Source organism: Alicyclobacillus cycloheptanicus, from assembly GCF_028751525.1.
In the GTDB taxonomy this organism is placed as follows: Bacteria; Bacillota; Bacilli; order Alicyclobacillales; family Alicyclobacillaceae; genus Alicyclobacillus_L; species Alicyclobacillus_L cycloheptanicus.
In genome coordinates this window covers 1,820,780-1,847,064 of the sequence record NZ_CP067097.1, presented here as the reverse complement: position 1 = coordinate 1,847,064, position 26,285 = coordinate 1,820,780, and the positions used below count along the sequence as shown (strand labels likewise).

Here is a 26,285-nt window from a genome sequence, read left to right as displayed (position 1 = left end):
GGTTGTCCTGTTCACTGCGCTGTTCCGATCTGGACGTGTCCACCAACCTCACCCCCGACTACTGTCACCGGTTGTGCGTGACATTGAGTGCCGCCAATCGGGCTGCCCCAACCACACCTGCATCATTTCCGAGTTCCGCCAGCGCCATCCGGACGCCGGCAATCGTACGCGGTTGTGCATACCGTGAAAACGCGTCCTGCACCCGTTCGAGCCACAGGGCGCCGCTCTTCGAAACGCCGCCGCCAATGACGACAGCGTCTGGATTTAAGACCATGGCACACAGTGCCAGCCCGTAGCCAAGCCAGTCTGCCTCATCCGCAATCACGCGCTTGGCCGCTTCAAACCCTTCCCTCGCCAGCGAAAATACGTCGTCGGCGCCGCGGATGTCGGCGGATGCCGGCAGTGCCCCCGCCTCCTGCTGGAGTTTGGCGTCCCGCACAATCGCGGTCGCCGACGCGCGCGTCTCCAGGCAGCCGAACTTTCCGCATCCGCAGGGCAGGCTTCGATCGCGATCGACCACGATGTGCCCGATCTCCCCCGCCATCCCGGTGGCTCCGGCGTGCACCTGACCGCCAATGACAATGCCTGCGCCGACGCCTGTACCGACCGTGACACAGAGCACCGTCTTTGCGCCGCGCGCGGCGCCTTGCCAGGCTTCCCCAAGTGCAGCGACATTCGCGTCGTTGTCAATGGACACCGGGCGCTGCAGCGTTTGCTCCAGCATGCTTTTGAGAGGAACGTCACGCCATGCGAGGTTCGGAGCTTCCACCACCACGCCTGTACTGCCTTCCACAAAACCGGCGATGCCCACGCCAACGGCTTCTATCGTATCGGCAGAAATGCCTGCCGCAGTCGCACATTCATGTAAGGCGCGCGCCAATTGTTCGCACGCATGGGACGGTCCGAGACTCGCCATGGTGTCGAATGCGTGCCGATGCAGAACGGCTCCGTCGTCGGACACGAGCGCAGTCTTGATTTTCGTCCCTCCGATGTCAACGCCGAACCAAACCGTCACAAGCTTCTACTCCCCTCTACCGGTAGCATAGCACGCGCGGGAACCCCCCACAAATGGCCGAACATGGCGCCGGGTAAAAAAAGCGGCACCCATTCCCTGGGTGCCCAAGTTTATATTGAAAAGGGGGTCAAATGTGATGCACGTTCATCTTACAGCCACAATGTTGCATTCATGTTACAACCGATTTAAGAATTTGTGACATTGGGTGCGATCCCGATTTCACACGCATGTTACACGCACCAGCCGCCGGGTTACGTCCGTTCGCTGCGCACGTGCTCGAGCCTGGCGGCCGCCTTGCCCAGCGAGGAAGTCGATACCCCAAACCATTCGGCCGCATCCCGCTGGCGCACGCTCTCCCCGTGCCGCTTCAACACGTGGTAGATGAGCGCAGCGACCCAGATGTCCAGCTTCACGATGCGCAAATCATTCGTCAGGTACGCGTGGCGCAGGAAGGCCACCCACACCCGCTTCGCTTCTGCGACATAGCGCGCCTTGTGGTGCTCACGAAGCCAGGACTCGACGCGCGCATGCACCGTTTCCCAAGCCGGATCGACCTGCAAAATGATGTCCTTCGGCACATCGCTCATCCGAATCGACTGCAGTTCTCCGTTGCGCCACACTTCAACCCGGCCGCGCGTGGCGGTTCGCTGCAGCGCGTACAGCGCGGCGGCCTGCAGGCTTTCATCCACGTCCGGGCGCTTCAAAAACATCCGCAGCGCCTTTTCGCCGTCCTCGTCCGCCAACAGCGCCAAGGTGCGGATCACGGCCTTGCGCGTGTCGACGGCACCGTGACGCAGCCCCCAGTATAAGGAGGCGCGCAAGAGCGGGTCTTGCCGCCAAGTGGCCAAGTCCCCGGTCTGCAAACGCTTTTTCATCTCCGCAAACTGGGACCGCAGCGGCAGGTCGTACTGGTAGCTGATGTGCACGCGCTTGCCTTGGCGTCTGAGACGCTCGACTTGATCGAGGTAGTATTGCGCAACCTCTTTCATCTCCGCGTGCTGGCCGAGCAGTTTCCACCACTTCTTGGCCGTCCGGAGATACCCCGCATTCGCGGCCGAGGCCGCCACGGAGTGCAGCAGAATCGGCTCGGGGCGGTCGACCATCCGCACCAAGCGGTCAAACACCGCGAACGCTTTGGCGTGTTCGCCGATCAGTCCCAGTGTGGTCCCGAGCTTCATCGCGTGGTCGTAATGAAGCGGGAACAGCTTCGAGAGTTTGTTCACACAGGCTTGCAGCCGCTCGCGAGAGCCTCCCTGGGCTTCAAATACCGCCAAGTTGCACAGCGCATGGATGTTCTGCGGATTTTCCGCCAGCACCTGTTCAGCGGTCGCAATGGCTTGTTCACATTGACCTGTATAGTAATAAGCGAGAGACAGGTTGTTGCGGGCTGCGAGGTTGGCCGGATTGCGCCGAACCAGCGCCTCCAGCTGCTCGACAGCCGCTTCGAACTGCCCCTGCTCCAGCAGGTGTCTGCCGTCCTGCTTCGCCAGGTCCTGCTCCTCCTGACGACGCTTGGCCTCCCACTTCGCATAGACCTTGCCGCCGCCAAACTCATCAAGCAGGACATCGAGCATTTCTTCCGCATCTTCCGCATACTCTCCGTCCGGGTCAGCGTCCAGGTAGCGCAGGACGTGGTCTTCCGCCAGTTCATACTCACCCATGTTGGCGTAGTTGTTCGCAAGATAAAACTGACACTCTGCCATGTCAGGATCGAGATCGTTTAGGACGTGCATCAAGACTTCATTCGAGGCTTCGAAGTTTCCCAATTCCGACAGCACACCGGCAACGTTACAATGGTTGACCGGGTTGTTTGGCTCGTACTCCACTGTTTTCCGAAACGCCTTCAGCGCGCGCGGCAAGTCGTTGCGCTCCAGAAACCGCAGTCCGCGCTCGTAAAAATACGCCGCGTCAAAGCGCATGGAGACCACGTTATTTGTGCGGGTTCGTCGAGCCGATTGCCAATCCTGATGCGTATTCGAGCTCATCGCCCCACCTCCAAACCAGTTCGCGCAGCAAGGTTATGTGAACTTCACGATGAGTATAACACACCCGGCGAAGGCGCAGAAGTTTCGAATATCCCAGAGCCAACTGGCAACATCAGGACCTCATGCCTTCTTCCACCGGTCCGGCGCCAGGTTCTGTCCTGGCCGGGTTTTGACCCTGCCGGTGTCAACCGATAATATGTGAAATAGAATGCGTTGTCCATAACGGGAAGGAGAACATCTATGCGTGATCAGAAAGCCGCGTTTGCTGCAGCCGCCAGCACCGTCGTGGGCCAGCCCGCAGAAGACGTGGCATCGCTCATTGAATACCCGCCGCAGCGTGACCTGGGCGACTTGGCGCTGCCTTGTTTTCGATTTGCCAAGACCCTTCGGATGAGCCCGCAGGACATCGCGGCGCGCATTGCACAAGCGCTGGAGGGGCGCCCCGAATTCGCCAGTGCCGCCGTCGTTGGCGGGTACGTCAATGTCAAAGTTGCACGTGAACACGCGGCGACGATGGCGGTTCGGCAGATTCGCGCCGACTTCGAGGCGTTTATCTCCAGACAGCGGCTGCGCGGCCACCGGGCGGCGATTGACTACTCTTCCCCCAACATCGCCAAGCCGTTCGGCGTCGGACACCTGCGGTCCACGATGATTGGGCAGTCGATTGTCCGACTGCTGCAGATGGATGGGTGCGAGACGGTCGGGATCAATCACCTGGGCGACTGGGGCACCCAGTTTGGCAAAAACATCGCAGCCTACCTCAAGTGGGGCGATGAAGAAACCGTCCGGCGCGACCCGGTCCGAGAGCTGTTGAAGCTGTATGTGCGGTTCCACGAAGAAGCGAAAGTCGATCCGACCCTGGACGAAGAGGGCCGGGCGTGGTTCAAGAAGCTCGAGGACGGCGACCCGCAGGCGGTTGCACTGTGGCAGTGGTTTATCGACGAGAGTCGAAAAGTGTTCGACCAGACGTACGAGATGCTGGGCGTCAAATTCGATTACTACCTGGGCGAGAGCTTCTACAACGACAAGATGCAGCCCGTCGTGGATGAACTGCGGGAACGCGGGCTCCTCACGGTCAGTGAAGGCGCGGAAGTCGTCGATTTGTCCGCCTGGAACATGCCGCCTTGCATCATTGTGAAGTCGGACGGCGCCACCATTTACGCGACGCGCGACCTTGCTGCTGCCCTGTACCGTCACGACGTCCTGGGTGCAGACCGCTTGATTTATGTCGTGGGCGCGGAGCAGTCGCTGCACTTTGCCCAGGTGTTCAAAGTGCTGGAGTTGATGGATCGTCCGTGGGCCAAAGATTGCCGCCACGTCGCGTTCGGGATGATGAAGTACAACGGCGAACGCCTCTCCACCCGCCGCGGCAAGGTGGTGTACCTGGAAGACGTGCTCCAGCAGGCCATCTCGGAAGCGCGCAAGATTATTGAAGCCAAGAACCCCTCCCTGCCGGATAAGGAAGCCGTGGCCAAAGCCGTCGGTGTCGGCGCGGTCGTCTTCAACGACCTCAAGAACTACCGGATGCACGACGTCGACTTCCGATTTGAGGACGTGCTCAACTTCGACGGCGAAACCGGCCCTTACGTGCAGTACACGCACGCCCGCGCTTGCAGCGTACTGCGAAAGGCCGCAGACCAGGGCTGCGCCCTGCCGGAAGAGGTCCATTTTACAGAAGTCGGCGACCTCGAGTGGGCGGTCATTCACCAATTGAACCAGGCCAACGAAGTGCTTGAGCGCGCCGTGGATGAACTCGACCCATCCCTGATTGCCCGCTTTACACTCGACCTGTGCCATACGTTCAACCGCTTCTACCACGACGTACCCGTGCTTGGCGCGGACACGGAGGCTGTCCGAATGCAGCGGCTGGCGCTCGTGGATGCGTGCCGCATCGCCATCGCAAGAACCCTGTACCTCTTGGGACTCGAAGCCCCCGAGCGGATGTAGCCCCAGGCGACAAATCCCGCAGGACCACGCGGCCTGCGGGATTTTTGTCTGCCTGCGGTTCATGCCCCCACAATCGTTAGTCAAAGTCCTCGTTCAGCGCGTCCCCGTAGTCCCTGACGCTGTTGAACGCCGGAACATCCGCGCGCTGGGCTTCCCCAGCAATCGCGTTCTCCAATTCTTCAGCAAAGTTTCGAGCCGCGTCAATCCCCATCTGCTTCAACCGGTGGTTCATCGCAGCAACTTCCAGAATCACGGCCAAATTTCGTCCCGGTCGGACCGGCACCGTGATGGAGGGCAGTTCCGTGTCGAGGATGCGAACCGTATCTTCATCGATGCCCAGCCGATCATACGCGAAATCGTCCCGCCAAGCCTCCAGGTGCACCACCATGACCAGCTTTTTGTGGGTGCGGACTGCGCCAGCGCCGAACAGGGTCATCGCGTTCAGCACGCCCAGTCCGCGAATCTCCAGCAAGTGCTGGAGCAGCGGCGGCGGGCTGCCGACGAGCGTGTTGTCAGACACCTGGCGAATCACCACCGCGTCATCCGCGACCAAGCGGTGGCCGCGCTTGATGAGTTCCAGCGCCGTTTCACTCTTGCCGATGCCGCTCGACCCAGTGATGAGGATCCCGATGCCGTACACATCCACCAGCACTCCATGAATGAGGGTCTCCGGGGCAAGCTGCTCTTCCAAATAGGTCGAGAGCACGGCCGCCGCGCGCGTCGTGACGAGATTCGTCCCCAGCACGGGCAGCCCCCGCGCCGACGCCTCGCGCAGCAGCGCCTCAGGCGGTGTCTCCCCGCGGGTCACAATCACGCACGGCGTCTGTTCATACGAACAGAAGGCGAAAACGCGCAGTGCTTGCTCACGTCCGTCCATCCCCCGCAAAAACGAGAGCTCCGTCCGCCCGAGCAGCTGAATCCGCTCCGATGGGTGGTACCGCAGGTAGCCAGCCAAGGCCAAGCCCGGACGGTTGATATCGACCGTTGTGATGCGCCGGGTAAATCCCGACTCGCCAGTGAAGACCGTCAAGTTGAGTGCGTCCACCAGTTCTCCGACTGTGACCGATCGGTCCTTGCTCATGAATGGATACTCCGTTTCTCGGCGGATGCCTGCGCAGCCTTGGCGCGGTTGCGGTCGCGCTCCAAAATCGGCGCCAGAAACTGCCCCGTGTACGAAGCCTTGACCTGACACACTTTTTCCGGCGGGCCGACGGCCACCACCTGTCCGCCTCGGTCGCCGCCCTCCGGTCCCAGGTCAATCAAATAATCCGCCGTTTTGATCACGTCGAGATTGTGTTCGATGACGAGCACAGTATCTCCTGCATCCACCAGACGGTGCAGCACGGCCAGCAATTTCTCGATGTCCGCCACGTGCAAACCGGTGGTGGGTTCGTCGAGGATGTACAGCGTACGGCCCGTGCTGCGGCGATGCAGCTCCGAGGCCAACTTGACCCGCTGCGCTTCCCCGCCGGACAGCGTGGTCGCGGGCTGGCCGAGTTGAATGTACCCCAGGCCCACATCCGCAAGGGTCTGCAGCTTGCGGGCAATCCGCGGGATGTTTTCAAAGAAGTGCAGCCCATCCTCGACGGTCATCTCCAGGACGTCCGCGATGCTTTTCCCCTTGTAACGGACTTCCAGCGTCTCCCGGTTGTACCGCTTCCCCTTGCAGACTTCACACGGTACGTAGACGTCGGGCAGAAAATGCATTTCAATCTTGATGATGCCGTCACCCTTGCACGCTTCGCAGCGGCCGCCGCGCACGTTGAAGCTGAAGCGTCCCTTTTTGTACCCGCGCATCTTCGCCTCGTTGGTCGTGGCGAACAAGTCACGGATGTCGTCAAACACCCCAGTGTAGGTCGCCGGGTTCGATCTCGGCGTCCGTCCGATCGGCGACTGGTCGATATCCACCACCTTGTCGAGGTGTTCGAGGCCCTTCATGCCAGCCGACGCACCCGGCCGCACGTGCGCGCGGTTCAACTCGCGGGCCAGGGTTTTATAGATAATCTCGTTGACCAGCGTCGACTTTCCGGAGCCCGACACGCCCGTCACACAGGTGAACACACCCAGCGGGATCTGAACCGAGATGTTTTTCAGGTTGTTTTCCGTTGCCTTCAACACTTCCAAGTATCGTCCATCCGGCTTTCTGCGCTGCTCCGGCACCGGGATGAAGCGACGGCCTGACAGATACTGACCCGTGACCGAGTTCGGGTCGGCGATGACCTCTTCCGGCGTCCCGGCACTGACCACCTGGCCCCCGTGCATGCCCGCACCCGGGCCCATGTCGATAATGTAATCGGCCGCGAACATCGTGTCTTCATCGTGCTCCACGACAATCAGCGTATTCCCGAGGTTCCGCATGTTTTCCAGCGTCCGCAGCAGCCGCTCATTGTCGCGCTGGTGCAGCCCGATGCTCGGTTCGTCCAGGATATACAGGACGCCCATCAGACTCGACCCCAGCTGCGTCGCCAGGCGTATTCGCTGCGCCTCCCCGCCGGACAGCGTTCCCGCGGAGCGTGACAGCGTCAAGTACTCCAGTCCAACGTCCCGAAGGAACCCGAGGCGGGACTGAATCTCCCGCAAAATCAACCGCGCAATCTGATACTCCTTCTCCGTCAACGCCAGGTTTTCAAAGAAACGAATGCACTCCATTACAGAGAGGTCGGTCACTGCGGCAATGTTGCGATCGCCGATACGAACCGCCAGACTCTGCGGTTTCAGCCGCTTGCCTTTACAGGCCGGACACGGCTTGGCACTCATGAAATCCTCGATGAACTCCCGGATATAGTCCGACGCCGTCTCCCGATAGCGGCGCTCCAGGTTCGGAACCACGCCTTCAAACGGGATCTCGGCCGACTTGACCTGTCCAAACTCGTTTTCAAACGTGAAGCGAATGCGCTGCCCGGTACCGTACAGCAGCATGTCCAATTTTTCCTTTGGAATCTCCGCGACGGGCGCATGAATGTCGATGCCAAACGACGCAGCCGCGGATTGCAGCAGCTGCGGGTAATACGTGGAACTCGACCCGGCCCAGGGCACAATGGCCCCCTCGGCAATCGAGCGCGCGGGGTCCGGGATGAGCAGGTCTTCGTCAATTTCCATGTTCACGCCCAGCCCCGAACAGGCTTCGCAGGCGCCGAACGGACTGTTGAAAGAGAACATGCGCGGCGCCAGCTCTTCGACGCTGAACCCGCAGTTGGGACACGCCAGGTTCTGACTGAACAGGAGTTCTTCCTGTCCGATGATGTCGGCGACCACAATGCCCCCTGTCAGCCCAAGCGCCGTTTCCAGCGAATCGGACAGGCGCGTCGCGACATCCGGCTTGACGATGATGCGGTCTACCACCACTTCGATGCTGTGCTTCTTGTTCTTTTCCAGTGAAATTTTCTCACTCAGTTCACGGGTTTCTCCATCCACGCGAACGCGGACGTACCCGTTCTTGCGCATGTCCTCGAGCACCTTTTGGTGCTCCCCTTTGCGCCCCCGAACAATCGGCGCCAGCACCTGCAGGCGGGTCCCTTCCGGGTAGCTCAGAATGCGGTCGACCATCTGCTCCACAGTCTGCGATGTAATGGGGATGTCGCAGTTCGGGCAGTATGGCCGGCCAACGCGGGCAAACAACAAGCGCAGGTAGTCATAGATTTCCGTGACCGTTCCGACCGTCGACCGAGGATTGCGGCTGGTCGTTTTCTGGTCGATGGAAATGGCAGGGGACAACCCTTCGATGGCGTCCACGTCCGGCTTGTCCATTTGCCCCAGAAACTGGCGCGCGTAGGCAGAGAGCGACTCCACATACCGGCGCTGACCTTCCGCGTAAATCGTGTCAAACGCCAGAGACGACTTGCCGGACCCGCTCAACCCTGTGATGACCACAAACTTGTCGCGCGGAATCACGACGTCTATGTTCTTCAGGTTATGCGCACGCGCACCCTTCACGACAATCGCGTCGTGTGCCATCTTCAACTCCACCTCTTCCATCGCCCGTTCTCTATCAGAATAGCCGAAATGACAACCGTTGAACCGGCCGCGTGCACAGACAGCGTCTGCTACGACGCGGACAACTCCACAATCAAGTCGCGCAGCTCTGCGGCCCGTTCAAACTGCAGCGCCTTCGCCGCTTCCTTCATCTCGCCCTCGAGCTTGCGAATCAGATCGCGCCGTTCCTTCGCCGACATGGCCTTCGCCCGCTCTGCGGCAGACAGGTAGTCATCCTTGGCCTCCGCCGCCTTGGTCGCCTCGATGACATCGCGCACCGCTTTCTGGATGGTCTGCGGCGTGATCCCGTGCGCTTCATTGAAGGCCATCTGCTTTTTGCGGCGCCGCTCGGTCTCTTCAATCGCGACGCGCATGGAATCCGTAATCTTGTCCGCATACATGATGACCTGTCCGTTCGCGTTTCGCGCTGCGCGGCCAATGGTCTGAATCAACGAGCGTTCGGCGCGCAGGAACCCTTCCTTGTCGGCGTCCAAAATCGCCACCAGCGAGACCTCTGGCAGGTCGAGCCCCTCGCGCAGCAGGTTGATGCCGATGAGGACATCAAAGACGCCCAGGCGCAGTTCGCGCAGAATGACCATCCGTTCGATGGTCTTGATATCCGAGTGCAGGTACCGCACCTTGATGCCCAGTTCCTTCAGGTAATCGGTCAGATCCTCCGCCATCTTCTTCGTCAACGTCGTCACCAGCACCCGCTCATGCCGCTGAATCCGTTTGTGGATCTCGCCAACCAAATCGTCAATCTGGCCCTGAATGGGTCGGACAAAAATCTCCGGATCGAGCAGTCCTGTCGGACGAATGATTTGCTCGACCCGGCGCTGCTCATGTGCCTCTTCATACGGACCGGGCGTCGCCGACACGTAAATCACCTGCTGCAGCCGCTCCTCGAACTCCTCGAACGTCAACGGCCGGTTGTCCGCAGCGGAAGGCAGCCGAAACCCGTGTTCAATCAGCGTCAGCTTGCGGGTCCGGTCGCCGCCGTACATCCCTCTGATTTGCGGCAAGGTCACGTGCGACTCGTCAATCAGCGTCAAAAAGTCGTCCGGAAAGTAGTCCAGCAGGGTGTGCGGCGGTTCGCCTGCGGCTCGTCCCTCGAGGTGCCGGGAGTAGTTTTCGATGCCGGAGCAAAAGCCGATTTCGAGCATCATTTCAATATCGTACTGCGTGCGCTGCTCCAGCCGCTGCGCCTCCAGCAGCCTGCCGGCGCTGCGCAGTTCCTCCAGCCGTTCGGCCAGTTCGGCGCGAATGCGCTCAATGGCTGCCTCCAGGCGCGGCCGGGATGTGACAAAGTGGGACGCCGGAAAAATGCCAACGTGCTCTCGCACCCCGACAATTTCACCGGTCAACACGTTGATCTCGGTGATCCGATCAATTTCGTCCCCGAACAATTCCACGCGAATCGCCTGCTCCCCGCGCGAAGCAGGGAAAATCTCAATCACATCGCCGCGTACGCGAAACGTACCGCGTGTGAAGTTGATGTCGTTGCGCTCATACTGCATATCGACCAGGCGCCGCAGGATGCTGTCTCGGCTGCGGACGGCGCCCTGCCGGAGCGACAGCACGTGGTCACGGTATTCCGCCGGGTCGCCCAAGCCGTAAATCGCCGACACACTCGCCACCACAATCACGTCGTTGCGCTCCAGCAGCGAAGCTGTGGCAGAGTGCCGCAGTTTATCAATCTCGTCGTTGATTTTGGCGTCTTTTTCAATATAGGTATCCGTCGACGGAATGTATGCCTCCGGCTGATAATAATCGTAGTAACTGACAAAGTATTCAACGGCGTTGTGGGGAAAGAACTCCTTGAACTCGGCGGTCAGCTGTGCGGCGAGCGTTTTGTTGTGCGCGATCACCAGGGTCGGCTTGTTCAGCCGCGCAATCACATTCGCCATCGTGAACGTCTTCCCCGAGCCGGTCACCCCCAGCAAGACCTGGTGACGCAGGCCCCGCGTCACACCGTCCACCAATTGTTCAATGGCTGCCGGCTGGTCTCCCTGTGGTTCGTAATCCGAAACCAGTTGGAATTGTCCTTCCTTCATCGACAACGGGGATCCCCCTTTTCAAGGCCAGCAATGCAGCTAGGCGTTCCAGGAACGCCTAGCTGCCACTTGGTTACTCTACGATGTTATCATACCAACGCAAAAAAGGGAACATGCGTTCTGCTCCCTTTCGTTCCTTCGTGCCACCCGCCGACGATGGTCAAATCGTCAGTTTGCTGCGTTGGCAGCTGCGGATGTTCCGTTCGCCAGCGCTTCGAGGGATGACGTCGCAGAAGCGGTGCTGGCCGACGTGCTGGCCGACGTGTCGGGACTCGTTCCCGTGCGAAGAATCACGATGTTAATCCGCCGGTTCATCTGCCGATGTTCGGGCGTATCGTTGGGCACGACCGGGTGGTATTGCCCATACCCAACTCCCGACAGCCTCGCGGGGTCAATGCCATCCGCAGCCAGCAGACGCACCACCCCAATCGCGCGCGCTGATGAAAGCTCCCAGTTGGACGGGAACTCAGGGGTGTCGATCGGCCGGTTGTCGGTATATCCTTCGATCACGATGTTGTTCGGAACCGCTTTAAAAAACGGGACGAGCCCCGCAATCAACTGCCGCGCCTGCGGCTTGATGGTGGCTTGTCCGCTCTCAAACAGGACGACATCGCGCAAGGTAATTTGGACGCCGCGCTGCTGATTCAGAATCGTCACATTGCCTTGCAGGTGATGCGCCGTGATGTAAGACTTGACCTGCGTGTACAGGTTGTCGAGCTGCTGGTCCTGCGAGGCGCTGCCCTTGGTGGTCGACTGATCACCCGAGGTCGGGTTGGCGGCCGTGATGAGCGCTGTGGTCCCCGTACCGTTTAAGGGAATTTGATCATTATGATGCAAGGCAGCCGCCAGAGACTGCGACAGGCTCATAAACTTGATGGTGTTGATGTTCGACATCGCGTACATAATCACGAAGAAGATCAGCAGCAGCGTGATCAGATCGGAGTATGTAATCATCCATCGATCCTGGTTTTCCGGCGTGTGATTACGTTTGCGCCGTCTCGACACTCGGCTCACCCGCCTTGTCCTTCCGGGCACCTGCCGCCGAATTCCGCGAACGCGTACTGGGCGCAAGGAATGCCTTTAACTTTTGACCGAGGATATTCGGATTTTCGCCCGCCTGGATGGAGAGCACCCCTTCGAGCATGATTTCGCGAAGCAGCACTTCCTCCTGATTGCGCCGCTTCAACTTGTTCGCGATGGGCAGCCACAGCACGTTCGCGCTGGCGACACCGTAGAGGGTGGCCGTAAACGCCGTCGCGATCTCCGGGCCTAGTGTCTGTACGTCGCTGAGGTTGCTGAGGACGTGAACCAGCCCCATCACCGTACCGATGATGCCCATGGTCGGCGCAAAGCCGCCGGCAACCTCAAAAATATGCGCCGCGGCTTCGTGACGGTCTTCGATATACGAGAGTTCCGTCTCCATCATGCTTTTGACCAGTTCAGGGTCGACGCCGTCCACGACGAACTGCAGCCCGCTGCGCAAAAACTCGTCGTCAAATGTGTCGAGCCGTTCGTCCAGCGCCAGGATGCCTTCGCGGCGCGCCAAGGTGGCCAGTTCTACGAGTTGATCGATGATATCCAGTGCATCCTGACGCTTGTGGAACAAGGAAATGCGGAGGTATTTGCCTATCGCCAAAAATTGACGCAGGGAGACCGTAATCATCGTGGCGCCCAGTGTACCCCCAAAAATGATAATCAACGCTGTCGGTTGAAACAGGGCACCCAAGCTGCCCCCGTCCAGTATGAAGCCCACGATGAGGCTCCCAACCGCCAACACAAATCCAGCGATCGTTGCAATATCCATCGTCATCCCTCCTCGCGCTGTCTATCCCTCGTCCGCCGCAGCGGGCCGCGGCTACGAATCGGTGGTGGGTGCGGACTCGATTTCTGCCCAGTCGACCCAAACCGGCAGTGCCTCCCGCGTGGCCACCTTGGCATACAGCACCTCAAACAGCCCGTAGCCGAACTTGCGGTAGCAGGTCAGACTGCCCCCGTCCGGCACAAGTACCAGCCCTAGCTGGTTTCGTTCCCCGGTGTACACCGGTTTCCCGACAATGCGCATCTCGCCCCGCGCATCCAGCACGTGCAGCTTGGCATAGGCCGGATTTTGTTCAAATGCGAAGTGCAGGTCGTAATTGCTGTGCACAGGGACCTGGTTGACCTGGGTAATGATCTCCCCAGGCAGCAGCCCCATTTCATCCGCGACCGACCCCTGGCTGGTCCCCAGCACGCGCACGCCCATCGGCACTTGCGCGTACAGGGGCTCCCCTTTCGTCTCGCGCAGACGCGTCCGCCACACGGTCCACTCCCTTGCCACCAAGCAGATCACGATGCCGGCCCAGACATACCCGAGTCCGAACGCGTCCACGGCATACACATCCGCCGCAAGCAATACCCCGGCCAGCAGCATGTACTTGGCGGTGCCAAGCGCTCGTTCGCTGGGGACGGTCGTGATGGAGAACCCGCTGGTGCCCATTAACAACGGAAGCCCCCACAGCGACCAGCCGCCGGCCACCGCCCCGAGGAGCGGCCACACGCCGCCAGGCATGTGCGGCATCGGGTTCGGCCCTGGGCCGAACGTGACCATCGGTACCAGGAAACTCCACTGCGTCAAAAGGGCCCCCACTGGACGCCCGCGTTTTCCCAGCACGTAGGCAGGGGCAGGACGCTGGCTGCGGTTGAACCAAAGCAGCGCAGCTTCCAGCAAACACACCGCAGCGGCGATGGCCAGCCAACTTTTGACATCCGTATGCGCCAGCGACGATATCCATTGGGACAGGAGGCCTGCGGACGGTGTGTCTGCGCCTTGCCAGCCGCTTATGCGAATCCCAAACACGGCCATCAGCAGGCAGGCAATTCCGTACAGCGGCGACAACTGCCGGGCGCGAATCGCGCCGAAGATGAGTGTGAATGCAGTGACCACGGCGGCGTCGACTGGGGTCACACGGGCCCCGGTGAACAGACAGACAGCGCTGATGACCACCCCGCCAGCCAAGCTTTGCCCCCACAGGGCAAAGACGGGCCGCCAAACCCGCGAGACGCGCGTGCCAAAAAAGCGGCGCTCATGATTGGCAGCGCGTGCACGCTCCCACACCATGAGCACGCCCCCCACATACAGCAGCGGGTTGAGAAGCAGGGTGAGAAGGCCATGGATCAGACTCTGTCCGTACATTGGCGTCATACCTTCAAAAACTTTCGGACTGACATAATGCCGCCCCAAATCCCGATGATGATGCCGATGCCAAACAGCACGCCGGCAAGCTTGGCCGCAAGATCGACCGTTTTGACCAACTGAAACACCAGCACCGCGAACTCGCCGCCGGTATGCATGTAGAGAGAATGGTAGCCGATGACGATGACCGCGTAGGGAATGAGCGCGCCAATCACCCCGATGATGAGCGACTCAAACACGAACGGCCAGCGAATGAACCAGTTCGTCGCACCGACCAGTTTCATAATCTCAATCTCGCGCCGACGAGCAAAAATGCTGATTTTGATGGTGTTCGAAATGAGAAACATGGCTGTCAAAATCAGCGCCGCAACAAAGACGAGCCCAATGTTGCGAACGATATCCAGGAACCGGAACAGCTTGTTGACCACCTGCTGTCCATCATTGACTTCGGCAACCCCCGGCAGCTTGGCCAACTTCTGACCGAGCGCGATGGTGTTGCGCGGGTCTGTCGCCTTGACCACCAGCTTGTCCGGCAGGGTGTCGTCCGCCTTCAACCCTTTCAGCACGCTGCTATACTGCTTCATGTCTTTCTGCAGCGAGGCCATGCCCTGGGCTTTGGTGACCAACTGAACGGAGCGCACACCGGGCATCGTCCGAACCTGGTCGGCAACTTGCGCAGCCTGCTGATCGGTAACGGACTGTTTCATGAACACACTGATACTCAGCTGCCCCTGGACAGACGAAGACATCTGCTGCGCGTTCATGGCGATGACCAAGGAAATGCCCAGAATCAACAGCGTAATGGTGACGGCACTGATCGACGCAAACGTCATCCAGCCGTTGCGCGCAAGGTTTTTGATGCTCTCCTTCAAATGCCTTCCCAGTTTAATCTTCATAGCCGTAGGATCCCTTGCTTTCGTCTCGAACGATTTGTCCGGCTTCAATGGCAATGACGCGCTTGCGCATGGTGTTCACGATGTCCCTGTTATGCGTGGCCATGACAATCGTCGTGCCGCGTTCGTTGATGCGCTGAAACAGCTTCATGATGCCCCATGACGTATCGGGGTCAAGGTTTCCGGTCGGCTCGTCCGCGATGATGACCGCCGGGTTGTTCACCAGTGACCTCGCGACGGCCACGCGCTGCTGCTCACCGCCGGACAACTGCGACGGAAGCATATGCATTTTGTCGCCGAGACCCACCCAATCCAGGGCGTCACCGACTCGCCGCTTCACCTGTCTGTGCGAAGCGCCGATGACTTCCAGTGCGAAGGCCACATTTTCATACGCCGTGAGCTTGGGTAAGAGCTTAAAGTCCTGAAAAACGACGCCGATGTTTCTTCGAAGAAGCGGTACCTTGCGGTCCTTCAGGCGCTCGATGTTAAACCCATTGACAAAGATGTGCCCTTTGGTAGGACGTGTCTCCCGATACATCAATTTGATGAAGGTAGACTTGCCAGCGCCGCTGGGTCCGACAACATACACGAATTCGCCTTTGTCGATTTTTACGGAAATCCCGTTCAGCGCAGCCGTCCCGTTCGGATACACCTTCCAGACGTCTTGCATTTCAATCATAACGGAACTCCCTTCAATGCATTGCCTTACTGCTTCCAAGCGCGGCTGGGCCTCCATGCGCTTGCCAAGGATGAGCCCACGTGTAAAAATCCACGCCGAAGCGCACGATCTCTAGTTCGTGAACTTCGACGCGGCGAGCGAAATTCCTGTTCAAAATTGTCGAACAAACGGACCAATACTTGGATGACTTGCAATGTCATGACCGCGCGGCACACCCTTCATCCCTGCCTCGACGGACGTGAGCCTCGTGTCAGCCGCGCCTGCCCATCAATTTTCGCAAAGGGTTTCGCCGCAGGAGCGGATTCGGCTGTGTGTCGCCCAGTTTGGCCACACAGGCATAAAACTGCCGGCTCAGTCGATGACTCGGGTCACGAATCACAAACGGGATCCCGTCATCAATCGATGTCTCAACCAGCTGCGATTCGTTGCCGAATTCGCAGTACACCTCGGCTTCCAGGATTCTGTTTACGTCCGTCGGATTGAGCGGGGGCCGGCTGCTCGTTCGGTTCAGGATGTGTTTGATGCCATCCAAACCGTTTGGCAAATCAGCCAGCAGCTGCACCAGCATCCGGTTGTGTTTCAAAACGGCAAGATTGGACGTGCTGATGACGAGGGTTTCATCGGAGGATTCGACGATGGCGCGCAGCAGGTCGTTGACACCCGGGGCGGTATCCACGATAACGTAGTCAAAATGTTTTTTCAGCGCCAGTAAGATGCGGCGCAGATGCAGCACCGTCACGGATTCGGCCTCCTGCGGCCGCCTTGGCGCGGACAGGAGGCACATGTCATGGACGTGCATCAGGTATCGCCGCAGCATGTCTGCATCCATCTCAGCCGACTCTCTGACCAGGTCCGAAATCGTACGATCAGGGTGAATGTTCATTCGTAAGCTGACGTCGCCAAAATGCAGGTCGAGATCGACCAGCGCGACCTTCTTCTCCTGCTGCGCCAGGGCTGCGGCGAGGTTGACAGCGACCGTTGTCTTGCCCACGCCGCCCTTGGCACTGATGACGGACACAACCCGGGCGCGCGGCGCCAGACGCTCGGACAGCAGTGCAACGGGCGTCCGGGCATGGCGCTCGCGCTGAGACTGGACGACGGATTCAATCGTGCCAATCAGCACGTCCATGGTCACGGGTTTCGACAAGTAGTCTTTGGCGCCAGCGCGCATACACTGCCTGACATAATCCATGTCGTTTTGCACAGAAAGAACGATGACAGAGATTTCTGGGTACAGTCTGGAAATGGCATCCGTGGTCTGGATACCGTCCATCACAGGCATATTGATGTCCATTAGCACCACATCAGGTGACAGATCCGACAATTTCTGCAGCGCTTCCTCGCCATTACCAGCTTCCGCAATCACGTCGATGCCATCGGCGAAGCTGAGCAGCATTTTCACAGATTGCCGTGTCTCATCGGAGTCATCTACAATCATCACCTGAATGGTGTTTGACACACCCATCCCTCATTTCCTTCTAACGAAATGCGCCCCGCTCGCATCGTCACCGTTCAGGACGGCGCGGCCAGCAGGGCGCGTTGTTTGCGTCACGTGCGTTGCGACTCAACCACCGGTTGAAGTGCATTGGATTGTGTCGCCGTACCGTCGAGTGGAACAAGTTGCAATGCCTATCATAATCTGTAGAATCGAATGAACCCACGGTATTTTGTCCCGAAATCGATAGGACTTTTGTCCCGGCAGGCAGACTTGCCAAGTGAATCGAAGGGAAAGACGAGGATGTTTCAGCGGAGAACGGCGTGACCCGTACGGACAGCCCAGAGCACCGCTTGTGTGCGGTCTTCCATGCCCAGCTTTTCAAACAGGCTGGACCACAGGTTGCGGACGGTCTTTTCCGCCAACCCGAGGGCGTCCGCGATCTCGGCATTGCTGAGTCCGTCTGCAGCCAATTGAATCAACGTGCGCTCGCGATCGGACAACGGCAGCTGCACGCTCGGCACCTGCGCAACATACATCGGTTTCCGCAGTGCGTCGAGCATCACAGGCGCCACCTCTGGTCCAACATACGACTTGCCCGCCGCAACCGTTCGCACCGCCTGCAGCACCAAATCCGCGGCGGAAGACTGCAGCATGTAGCCATCTGCCCCGGCACGCAAGGCGCGCATGAACAACGCATCATCCTCACTTCGTGGCAGCAGGAAAATGACGCGGACTTGGTGCGAACCAGCTTTCAGGCTGGACAACGACGCGGGATGCCGCTCGTATCCTTCCAAGTAATCCACGAAAATGACTTGCGGCACATGGACGGGCGCGGTCTGTACCTGCTCCAGCAGACGGTTCAGGTCTTGATACCCGCCGCAAAACGCCATGCCGCGCTGATCGTCAAACAAACACTGCAGCCCCAGCTCCAGGAGCGGAATCACTTTCCAGCTGTAGATTTTGATGACCCCTGCCACAGGGAATCCTCCTTCAGATTCGCTGCCCCCCGGCAGCGTCACTGCTTGGTGCCGTGTTGGTCAGCCCCATCTTCGTCCGACGTTCCTTGCCAGGCTTTCTTCAACGTCCCCAGGGCGCTCAACACCCCCACCGCCTCGGACGGGACAAACAAGGTTGTCGCCGGTCCTTCCGCGATGCCCTTGAGGGCGTCAAACGACTGATACGTCAGTACGTTCGCGTCCAGCCCCGCCGCCCTTAACATTTCAATGCGCGTCTTCTCGGCTTCCGCCACAAGCCGAATCGCCTGTGCACGGCCGTCCGCTTCGAGCTGCTGCGACTGACGAAGGCCCTCCGCCTGGCGAATGCGCGCTTCCCGCTCACCCTCCGCGCGGAGAATGGCGCTTTGCTTCTCACCTTCCGCCTGCAGAATTTTGGACTGGCGTTCACCCTCCGCCTGCAGGATGTTCGCGCGCTTTTCCCGTTCGGCTTTCATCTGCTTCTCCATCGCGTCCTGAATTTCACGCGGGGGTTTAATGTCCACGATTTCCACCCGGTCGATGCGGACCCCCCATGATTCGGTGACTTCATCCAGGGCCGTGCGCAGCGAGATGCTGATGCGGTCGCGTCCAGCCAGTGTCTCATCGAGTTCCATATGTCCCGCCACCTGGCGGATGTTGGCCGCCGTGATGTTCTGAATCCCCTGCACCACGTCAGCAATGTTGTACGTCGCCATTTTCGGCTCCACAATTGTATAGAAAAAGACGGTGTCAATCTGAATTTGCACGTTGTCTTTGGTGATCACGACCTGCGGCGGCACCACCACCTGCTGCGTACGCAAGTCGAGCGTGCGCACGACACGGTCGACAAAAGGCACAATGATGTTTACGCCGGCCGATAAAGCCGCGTGGTAACGACCCAACCGTTCCACAATCGCAACGCGCTGCTGCGGAATGATCCGAATTCCTCGCAGCAAAATGACGACAACCAACAGAATAATCACTACGACGACAATCGTCGTAATCATCGTGACCCCGCCCCTGTCCTACGTTCTATTTTTCATTCCACGCGTCGCATGTGCGGCTTGGTCCCACCTGCGCTCAATTCGCCGGCGAGTGCGGGTCGACCGCGCTGCCGTCCGGCACCACGGTCAACACCGTGCCCGAGGCGTCTGTCACAATCACCTGCTGGCCTGGCTCGAGTCGCTCTGTACAAGTCGCGCTCCACAACTCGCCCTGCACCCGGACCGTTGCAAACGCGCCCGGCAGGGCGCCCCGCACCACGACGCCAGTCTGGTTGACCCGGGATGCCAAATGCGTTTCATACGGCCGCCGTGAGCGCTTCCACCTGCGCGCCAAAGGACGGCTCGCCAAATACAGAATGATGCTGGCGACGGCAAAGACAACCGCCTGGCCCCACAAGGACGGAATCACGATGGTCGATACAGAGGCCAACAGCGCCGCGATCGCGATCCACAACAAGACAAAGGTGACACTCGTCAATTCGATGACGCCAAGCACGACAGCGATGACGAACCAGATCCACCAGGCCATAGATGTCACCTCAACTTCGAGTCTTGAGTCGATTGTGTCACATCTTGGCCGGTTTGACTATAGTCGAGTTTCCTCGACAACCCACTTCTCGAGCGCTGCTTCGTTCACCCGTGACGCCACGCCCGGGATTTCCTCCACCGCAAGCATGCCGGGCCTGGAAAACTCGACAGGCGGCGAGATGATGTCCTCTGCAAAGTAGCGGTCGCTCGGTGCGGTGTCGCCAGGCAGTGTAAATCCGGCGAGCGACGTGACGGCAATGTTGTGCAAGCGCCCAATCCCCGTCTCCAGCATGCCGCCGCACCACAGGTCCAGCCCGCCGTCCTGACACAAATCGTGAATCCGCAGCGCTTCCGCAAATCCGCCTACGCGGCCGAGTTTCAGGTTCACGACCTTGCAGGCGCCAAGCTCGATGGCTTTGCGCGCATCTGCCGCACTTCGAATGCTTTCATCGAGACAAATTGGCGTCTCCAGCTGCTGCTGCAAAGCGGCGTGATCGACCATATCATCCCAGGCAAGCGGCTGTTCAATCATGAGCAAACCGAACGCATCGAGTCTGCGCAGGTGCTCGGCGTCCGCCAGCGTATAGGCGCTGTTGGCATCGACCATCAACGGAACATCCGGGAACACCGCTCGCACGGCCTGCACCGGAGCCATGTCAAAACCGGGCTTGATTTTGATTTTGACGCGCTGGAACCCTTGCGCGAGGTAGCCTTCGACCTTTCGCAGCAATTGCCGTGTATCTGGCTGGATCCCGACACTGATCCCCACCGGAATCTCCGAGCGCGTCCCGCCGAGCAGCCGATGCAGCGGGACACCGGCAACATGCGCATACAGGTCCCACACTGCCATCTCCAGCGCCGCCTTCGCCATCTGGTGGCCGCGGACGAAAGAAAATCGTTTGCCGATGGCATGAAGGTCCTCCCGCGAGGAGACTTCAACCCCCATGAGCCTGGGGGCCAGAAAGGTGCGCAACACGTACCAGGCGGTTTCTACGGTTTCCTCTGTATAGAGCGGCGCGGACATTGCGACGCACTCTGCATAACCGACGGCGCCCGTGTCGGCCGTGACAGTCACAATGACTGCCACCTTATCGTTTTCCACACCATACGACGCCTCAAAGGGCTCCCGCAGCGGAAGCCGCAGTTTCCGCAGTCGTATCCCAGAAATCCGCATACCGATGACCTCTCTCCTGTTGGCTCGCTTTGTGATTTGGCTGATTCTTTATGCTGAATTCACAATGACCGTGCAATCCCGTATTGCTGGATTCCCGCCTCATATGCAACAGGGCCCAGCACTTTGCTGGGCCCTGTCTTCTCTCGCCTGGCGGCGTCCTACTTTCCCAGGGGTCTTCACCCCAAGTATCATCGGCGCTGGAGGTCTTAACGGTCGTGTTCGGGATGGGTACGCGTGTGTCCCCTCCGCCATTGCCACCAGACTTTCGCTTGTCCATATGCTTCGTATTGCTTCGTCACGTTCCCTCGCTCGTCGGTCACGTACATCCTTGTACGCTCCCATCCTCGCTCGTTCCGTTCCTCGCACTACTCGCATCTGTCCAAGCTCTCAATGCAAGGTGCTGTACCTTGCAAACCAGATAACGACTTTCCCCTATGCTTCCCGTCTTCCCCAACACCACGCTGGTGAAGCCCTCGACCGATTCGTATCCGTCCGCTCCACGTATCACTACGCTTCCACTCCGGACCGATCTACCTCATCTTCTTTGAGGGGTCTTACTCCGTTGACCGGATGGGATACGTTATCTTGAGGCTGGCTTCGCGCTTAGATGCTTTCAGCGCTTATCCATCCCCGACTTGGCTACCCAGCGCTGCGCCTGGCGGCACAACTGGGACACCAGCGGTCGGTTCATCCCGGTCCTCTCGTACTAAGGACAATTCCTCTCACGTATCCTGCGCCCGCGGCAGATAGGGACCGAACTGTCTCACGACGTTCTGAACCCAGCTCGCGTACCGCTTTAATGGGCGAACAGCCCAACCCTTGGGACCGACTTCAGCCCCAGGATGCGATGAGCCGACATCGAGGTGCCAAACCTCCCCGTCGATGTGGACTCTTGGGGGAGATCAGCCTGTTATCCCCGGGGTAGCTTTTATCCGTTGAGCGATGGCCCTTCCACTCGGAACCACCGGGTCACTAAGCCCGACTTTCGTCCCTGCTCGACCTGTCCGTCTCGCAGTCAAGCTCCCTTTTGCCTTTACACGCACCGCGCGATTTCCATCCGCGCTGAGGGAACCTTTGGGCGCCTCCGTTACCTTTTAGGAGGCGACCGCCCCAGTCAAACTGCCCACCTGACACTGTCCCCGCCCCTGCTTCAAGGGGCCAGGTTAGAAGACAGGCATCTCAAGGGTGGTATCCCAACGTCGACTCCACACAGGCTGGCGCCCATGCTTCTCTGTCTCCCACCTATCCTGTACATGACATACCCATCTCCCATATCAAGCTACAGTCAAGCTCCACGGGGTCTTTCCGTCTAGCCGCGGGTAACCTGCATCTTCACAGGTATTACAATTTCACCGGGTCTCTCGTTGAGACAGCGCCCAAGTCGTTACGCCATTCGTGCGGGTCAGAACTTACCTGACAAGGAATTTCGCTACCTTAGGACCGTTATAGTTACGGCCGCCGTTTACTGGGGCTTCAATTCAGAGCTTCGGGTTTCCCCTAACCCCTCCTCTTAACCTTCCAGCACCGGGCAGGCGTCAGCCCCTATACTTCGCCTTTCGGCTTCGCAGAGACCTGTGTTTTTGCTAAACAGTCGCTTGGGCCTTTTCACTGCGGCTCTCTCGAGCGCCCCTTCTCCCGAAGTTACGGGGCCATTTTGCCGAGTTCCTTAACGAGAGTTCTCCCGCGCGCCTCCGTGTTCTCCACGCGCCCACCTGTGTCGGTTTCCGGTACGGGCACCTCATAACTCGCTAGAGGCTTTTCTTGGCAGTGTGAAGCTCAGGACTTCGGTACTGTTCTTCCCTCCCCTTCACAGCTCAGGCTTCCCAGCGTGCGGATTTGCCTGCACGCCACCCTCGCTGCTTGGACGCCCTCTTCCAGCCGGGCGCTTCCCTGCTCCTCCTGCGTCACCCCTTCGCTCATGCGCTATTCGGTGGTACGGGAATTTCCACCCGTTGTCCTTCGACTACGCCTCTCGGCCTCGCCTTAGGTCCCGACTTACCCTGGGCGGACGATCCTTCCCCAGGAACCCTTGGGCTTTCGGCGGACAAGATTCTCACTTGTCTTTTCGCTACTCATACCGGCATTCTCACTTCCATGCGCTCCACCAAGCCTCCCAGCTCAGCTTCTCCGCCCATGGAACGCTCCCCTACCATGCATTCCTGCATCCATAGCTTCGGTGTCCAGTTTAGCCCCGTTACATTTTCCGCGCGGCAGCACTCGACCAGTGAGCTATTACGCACTCTTTCAATGGTGGCTGCTTCTAAGCCAACATCCTGGTTGTCTGTGCACCGCCACATCGTTTCCCACTTAACTGGCACTTCGGGACCTTAGCTGTTGGTCTGGGCTGTTTCCCTTTTGACCACGGATCTTAGCACTCGTAGTCTGACTGCCAAGGTTGATAAAACGGCATTCGGAGTTTGACTGAACTTGGTAACCCTGGTCGGGCCCCGCACTCAATCAGTGCTCTACCTCCGTCCCTCTTCCCTTGACGCTCGCCCTAAAGCGATTTCGGGGAGAACCAGCTATCTCCGGGTTCGATTGGAATTTCTCCCCTACCCCCAGTTCATCCCCCGGCTTTTCAACGCCGGTGGGTTCGGGCCTCCATGCGGTGTTACCCGCACTTCACCCTGACCAGGGGTAGATCACCCGGTTTCGGGTCGATGACAACGAACTATCCGCCCTCTTCAGACTCGCTTTCGCTGCGGCTCCGGCTTTCCCGCCTTAACCTCGCTCGTCATCATCACTCGCCGGTTCATTCTACAAAAGGCACGCCGTCACATGTCACGCATGCTCCGACTGATTGTAAGCACACGGTTTCAGGTTCTCTTTCACTCCGCTCCCGCGGTTCTTTTCACCTTTCCCTCACGGTACTATCCGCTATCGGTCGCCAGGGAGTATTTAGCCTTAGGAGGTGGTCCTCCCGGATTCCCACGGGGTTTCTCGTGTCCCGCGGTACTTGGGTCCTTGTGCCACGAAGCTGATTCTGTTTCGCCTACCGGGCTCTCACCGTCTCTGGCCGGCCTTCCCATGCCGTTCGACTACAGACTCAGTTTCTCACTTCGCGACGGCCTTGCAGTGCCCTCCGCACAAGTCCCGCTACCCCAGTCCTGCAACGGCTGCAACCTTTTACACAGCACTGGTTTGGGCTCTTCCGCGTTCGCTCGCCACTACTTGCGGAATCACGTTTGTTTTCTCTTCCTCGGGGTACTGAGATGTTTCAGTTCTCCCGGTTGCCTCCACTTACCTATGTATTCAGTAAGCGGTACTGACCCATGACGGTCAGTGGGTTCCCCCATTCGGACATCCACGGATCCATGCTCGCTTACAGCTCCCCGTGGCATTTCGGTGTTCGCCCCGTCCTTCGTCGGCTCCTGGCGCCTAGGCATCCTCCGTGCGCCCTTCCTACCTTCACCTGTTTGCGTCCTTCGATCCGCTTCGGACTGCTTTCGCATTCCTCGCGTCTCAAATTCCGCATGCTCACAGTTACCCACTGTGTTCGTGTCGGTTTGACTTCTTCATAGGAGTCGTTATCCAGTTTCCAAGGTACATTCCGGCTCTTGATCTGCTTTCGCACATCCAAAGCCCCTTTGAGTTCGCCTGCCTGCTTGCGCAGTTTTGGCTCCCTCAAAACTAAACACGCACCGCGACAGTGCCTCTTACTCCGTAGAAAGGAGGTGATCCAGCCGCACCTTCCGATACGGCTACCTTGTTACGACTTCACCCCAATCATCAACCCCACCTTCGGCGGCTGGCCCCCTGACGGGTTACCCCACCGACTTCGGGTGTTGCCGACTCTCGTGGTGTGACGGGCGGTGTGTACAAGGCCCGGGAACGGATTCACCGCGGCATGCTGATCCGCGATTACTAGCAATTCCGGCTTCATGCAGGCGAGTTGCAGCCTGCAATCCGAACTACGAACGGCTTTCAGGGGTTTGCTCCACCTCGCGGTCTCGCTTCCCGTTGTACCGCCCATTGTAGCACGTGTGTAGCCCAGGACATAAAGGGCATGATGATTTGACGTCATCCCCGCCTTCCTCCGACTTACGCCGGCAGTCAACTGTGAGTCCCCACCTTCACGTGCTGGTAACACAGTTCAAGGGTTGCGCTCGTTGCGGGACTTAACCCAACATCTCACGACACGAGCTGACGACAACCATGCACCACCTGTCTCCCCTGCCCCGAAGGGAAACCGCATCTCTGCGGCTGTCAGGGGGATGTCAAGCCCTGGTAAGGTTCTTCGCGTTGCTTCGAATTAAACCACATGCTCCACTGCTTGTGCGGGCCCCCGTCAATTCCTTTGAGTTTCAGTCTTGCGACCGTACTCCCCAGGCGGAGTGCTTATTGGGTTTCCTTCGGCACTGAGGGTGGTACCCCCCAACACCTAGCACTCATCGTTTACGGCGTGGACTACCAGGGTATCTAATCCTGTTTGCTCCCCACGCTTTCGTGCCTCAGCGTCAGTCACTGTCCAGCAAGGCGCCTTCGCCACTGGTATTCCTCCGCATATCTACGCATTCCACCGCTACACGCGGAATTCCCCTTGCCTCTCCAGCACTCAAGTTACGCAGTTTCCAAGGCATTCCCAGGGTTGAGCCCTGGACTTTCACCCCGGACACACGCAACCGCCTACGCACGCTTTACGCCCAGTGATTCCGGACAACGCTTGCCCCCTACGTATTACCGCGGCTGCTGGCACGTAGTTAGCCGGGGCTTCCTCTCTCGGTACCGTCTCTCAAGGGGCTTTCCACTCCCCTTGCCGCTCTTCCCGAGTGACTGAGCTTTACAACCCGAAGGCCTTCTTCGCTCACGCGGCGTTGCTCCGTCAGGCTTGCGCCCATTGCGGAAGATTCCCTACTGCTGCCTCCCGTAGGAGTCTGGGCCGTGTCTCAGTCCCAGTGTGGCCGTCCACCCTCTCAGGTCGGCTACGCATCGTCGCCTTGGTGAGCCGTTACCCCACCAACCAGCTAATGCGCCGCGGGCTCCTCCATCTGCGGTGCATTTGCACCTTTCCCAGCGAGCAGATGCCTGCTCGCTGCCTATCCGGCATTAGCACCCGTTTCCAGGCGTTATTCCGGTCAGTTGGGCAGATTACCCACGTGTTACTCACCCGTCCGCCGCTGACCCCGAAGGGTCCGCTCGACTTGCATGTATTAGGCACGCCGCCAGCGTTCGTCCTGAGCCAGGATCAAACTCTCAAAAAGGTTTGTCTTGCTCATTCGACTTTCGTCGATTAAACTACACTGTCGCTTTCTTGCGTGTTTAGTTTTCAAGGAACCAACATTGCCTTCCGCTTCACAACTTGTCTCTCGTTTGGCGGTTCAAACCGGGTCAACGTGGAGAAAAGCTTGATGTGACGCGGAATTTCGGGTGGTATTCAACCCGGCCGCCTCGGCGGCGACATCGACTAATATACCACGCTGGATAGGCGAGATCAACTGGTATTCGTGCCC

General features: G+C 59.1%; 16 protein-coding genes and 3 rRNA genes. 1 reads left to right on the top strand and 18 read right to left on the bottom strand.

All coding sequences use genetic code 11. The features are described from left to right. Positions 1-64: 64 nt before the first annotated feature. The gene (locus JI721_RS08525) at positions 65-1,015 is read right to left on the bottom strand and encodes an ROK family protein (RefSeq protein ID WP_274454453.1); all 951 of its coding nucleotides are present in this window, start codon (positions 1,013-1,015) and stop codon (positions 65-67) included. 251 nt (positions 1,016-1,266) lie between these two features. After that, positions 1,267-3,000, bottom strand: a complete 1,734-nt coding sequence (locus JI721_RS08520; RefSeq protein WP_274454452.1) for a tetratricopeptide repeat protein — start codon at positions 2,998-3,000, stop codon at positions 1,267-1,269. A 240-nt stretch (positions 3,001-3,240) separates the two neighbouring features. On the opposite strand from JI721_RS08520, the gene argS reads away from it, so the two are divergent. Beyond that, entirely contained in the window at positions 3,241-4,947 is a 1,707-nt protein-coding gene (argS, locus tag JI721_RS08515) for an arginine--tRNA ligase (protein WP_274454451.1), read from the top strand. 76 nt (positions 4,948-5,023) lie between these two features. Here the strand turns inward: argS and hprK are convergent, their stop codons facing one another. The 16 genes from hprK to JI721_RS08435 all read right to left on the bottom strand — a co-directional run bounded on the left by hprK (position 5,024) and on the right by JI721_RS08435 (position 26,036). Then, positions 5,024-6,028: an HPr(Ser) kinase/phosphatase gene (gene hprK, locus JI721_RS08510; RefSeq protein ID WP_274454450.1), complete on the bottom strand. Its 1,005-nt coding sequence runs from the start codon at positions 6,026-6,028 to the stop codon at positions 5,024-5,026. Next, positions 6,025-8,901, bottom strand: coding sequence for an excinuclease ABC subunit UvrA (uvrA, locus tag JI721_RS08505; protein WP_274457754.1), 2,877 nt, complete (start codon positions 8,899-8,901; stop codon positions 6,025-6,027). The genes hprK and uvrA overlap by 4 nt, the downstream gene beginning before the upstream one ends. 89 nt (positions 8,902-8,990) lie before the next feature. Further along, complete coding sequence (uvrB, locus tag JI721_RS08500) at positions 8,991-10,973, bottom strand: excinuclease ABC subunit UvrB (RefSeq protein ID WP_274454449.1); 1,983 nt, start codon at positions 10,971-10,973, stop codon at positions 8,991-8,993. A gap of 168 nt (positions 10,974-11,141) precedes the next feature. Continuing rightward, positions 11,142-11,978, bottom strand: a complete 837-nt coding sequence (locus JI721_RS08495) for a flagellar motor protein MotB (RefSeq protein ID WP_274454448.1) — start codon at positions 11,976-11,978, stop codon at positions 11,142-11,144. Continuing rightward, complete coding sequence (locus tag JI721_RS08490) at positions 11,956-12,777, bottom strand: flagellar motor protein (RefSeq protein ID WP_274454447.1); 822 nt, start codon at positions 12,775-12,777, stop codon at positions 11,956-11,958. The genes JI721_RS08495 and JI721_RS08490 overlap by 23 nt, the downstream gene beginning before the upstream one ends. A 51-nt stretch (positions 12,778-12,828) precedes the next feature. Then, entirely contained in the window at positions 12,829-14,145 is a 1,317-nt protein-coding gene (locus tag JI721_RS08485) for a PDZ domain-containing protein (RefSeq protein WP_274454446.1), read from the bottom strand. 5 nt (positions 14,146-14,150) lie between these two features. Further along, entirely contained in the window at positions 14,151-15,041 is an 891-nt protein-coding gene (gene ftsX, locus JI721_RS08480; protein WP_274454445.1) for a permease-like cell division protein FtsX, read from the bottom strand. Next, the gene (gene ftsE, locus JI721_RS08475; protein WP_274454444.1) at positions 15,031-15,717 is read right to left on the bottom strand and encodes a cell division ATP-binding protein FtsE; all 687 of its coding nucleotides are present in this window, start codon (positions 15,715-15,717) and stop codon (positions 15,031-15,033) included. Before ftsE ends, ftsX begins: the two co-directional genes overlap by 11 nt. A gap of 250 nt (positions 15,718-15,967) precedes the next feature. Further along, on the bottom strand, positions 15,968-17,176 hold the full coding sequence (locus tag JI721_RS08470) for a CpaE/TadZ family protein (protein WP_274454443.1): 1,209 nt from the start codon (positions 17,174-17,176) through the stop codon (positions 15,968-15,970). Positions 17,177-17,460: 284 nt separating this feature from the next. Further along, a complete protein-coding gene (locus JI721_RS08465; RefSeq protein ID WP_274454442.1) occupies positions 17,461-18,132 on the bottom strand; it encodes a response regulator transcription factor in 672 nt (223 codons plus the stop codon). A 38-nt stretch (positions 18,133-18,170) separates the two neighbouring features. Further along, positions 18,171-19,136 carry an SPFH domain-containing protein gene (locus JI721_RS08460; protein WP_274454441.1) on the bottom strand — a complete coding sequence of 322 codons (966 nt, stop codon included), beginning with the start codon at positions 19,134-19,136 and terminating at the stop codon, positions 18,171-18,173. 73 nt (positions 19,137-19,209) lie between these two features. Then, positions 19,210-19,662, bottom strand: a complete 453-nt coding sequence (locus JI721_RS08455; protein WP_274454440.1) for an NfeD family protein — start codon at positions 19,660-19,662, stop codon at positions 19,210-19,212. 57 nt (positions 19,663-19,719) lie between these two features. After that, the gene (gene menC, locus JI721_RS08450) at positions 19,720-20,835 is read right to left on the bottom strand and encodes an o-succinylbenzoate synthase (protein WP_274454439.1); all 1,116 of its coding nucleotides are present in this window, start codon (positions 20,833-20,835) and stop codon (positions 19,720-19,722) included. Between the two features lie 145 nt (positions 20,836-20,980). After that, a 5S ribosomal RNA gene (rrf, locus tag JI721_RS08445) occupies positions 20,981-21,097 on the bottom strand. A 199-nt stretch (positions 21,098-21,296) separates the two neighbouring features. Then, a 23S ribosomal RNA gene (locus JI721_RS08440) occupies positions 21,297-24,248 on the bottom strand. 254 nt (positions 24,249-24,502) lie between these two features. Further along, a 16S ribosomal RNA gene (locus JI721_RS08435) occupies positions 24,503-26,036 on the bottom strand. The 16S, 23S and 5S rRNA genes sit together here, the layout of an rRNA operon. Between the last annotated feature and the right edge of the window lie 249 nt (positions 26,037-26,285).

Coding starts and splice junctions, on each gene's coding strand:
- menC (WP_274454439.1), bottom strand. CDS start 20,835: ATGCGGATTTCTGGGATACGACTGCGGAAACTGCGGCTTCCGCTGCGG.
- JI721_RS08455 (WP_274454440.1), bottom strand. CDS start 19,662: ATGGCCTGGTGGATCTGGTTCGTCATCGCTGTCGTGCTTGGCGTCATC.
- argS (WP_274454451.1), top strand. CDS start 3,241: ATGCGTGATCAGAAAGCCGCGTTTGCTGCAGCCGCCAGCACCGTCGTG.
- JI721_RS08520 (WP_274454452.1), bottom strand. CDS start 3,000: ATGAGCTCGAATACGCATCAGGATTGGCAATCGGCTCGACGAACCCGC.
- uvrA (WP_274457754.1), bottom strand. CDS start 8,901: ATGGCACACGACGCGATTGTCGTGAAGGGTGCGCGTGCGCATAACCTG.
- JI721_RS08490 (WP_274454447.1), bottom strand. CDS start 12,777: ATGGATATTGCAACGATCGCTGGATTTGTGTTGGCGGTTGGGAGCCTC.
- ftsX (WP_274454445.1), bottom strand. CDS start 15,041: ATGAAGATTAAACTGGGAAGGCATTTGAAGGAGAGCATCAAAAACCTT.
- uvrB (WP_274454449.1), bottom strand. CDS start 10,973: ATGAAGGAAGGACAATTCCAACTGGTTTCGGATTACGAACCACAGGGA.
- hprK (WP_274454450.1), bottom strand. CDS start 6,028: ATGAGCAAGGACCGATCGGTCACAGTCGGAGAACTGGTGGACGCACTC.
- JI721_RS08460 (WP_274454441.1), bottom strand. CDS start 19,136: ATGATTACGACGATTGTCGTCGTAGTGATTATTCTGTTGGTTGTCGTC.
- JI721_RS08485 (WP_274454446.1), bottom strand. CDS start 14,145: ATGTACGGACAGAGTCTGATCCATGGCCTTCTCACCCTGCTTCTCAAC.
- ftsE (WP_274454444.1), bottom strand. CDS start 15,717: ATGATTGAAATGCAAGACGTCTGGAAGGTGTATCCGAACGGGACGGCT.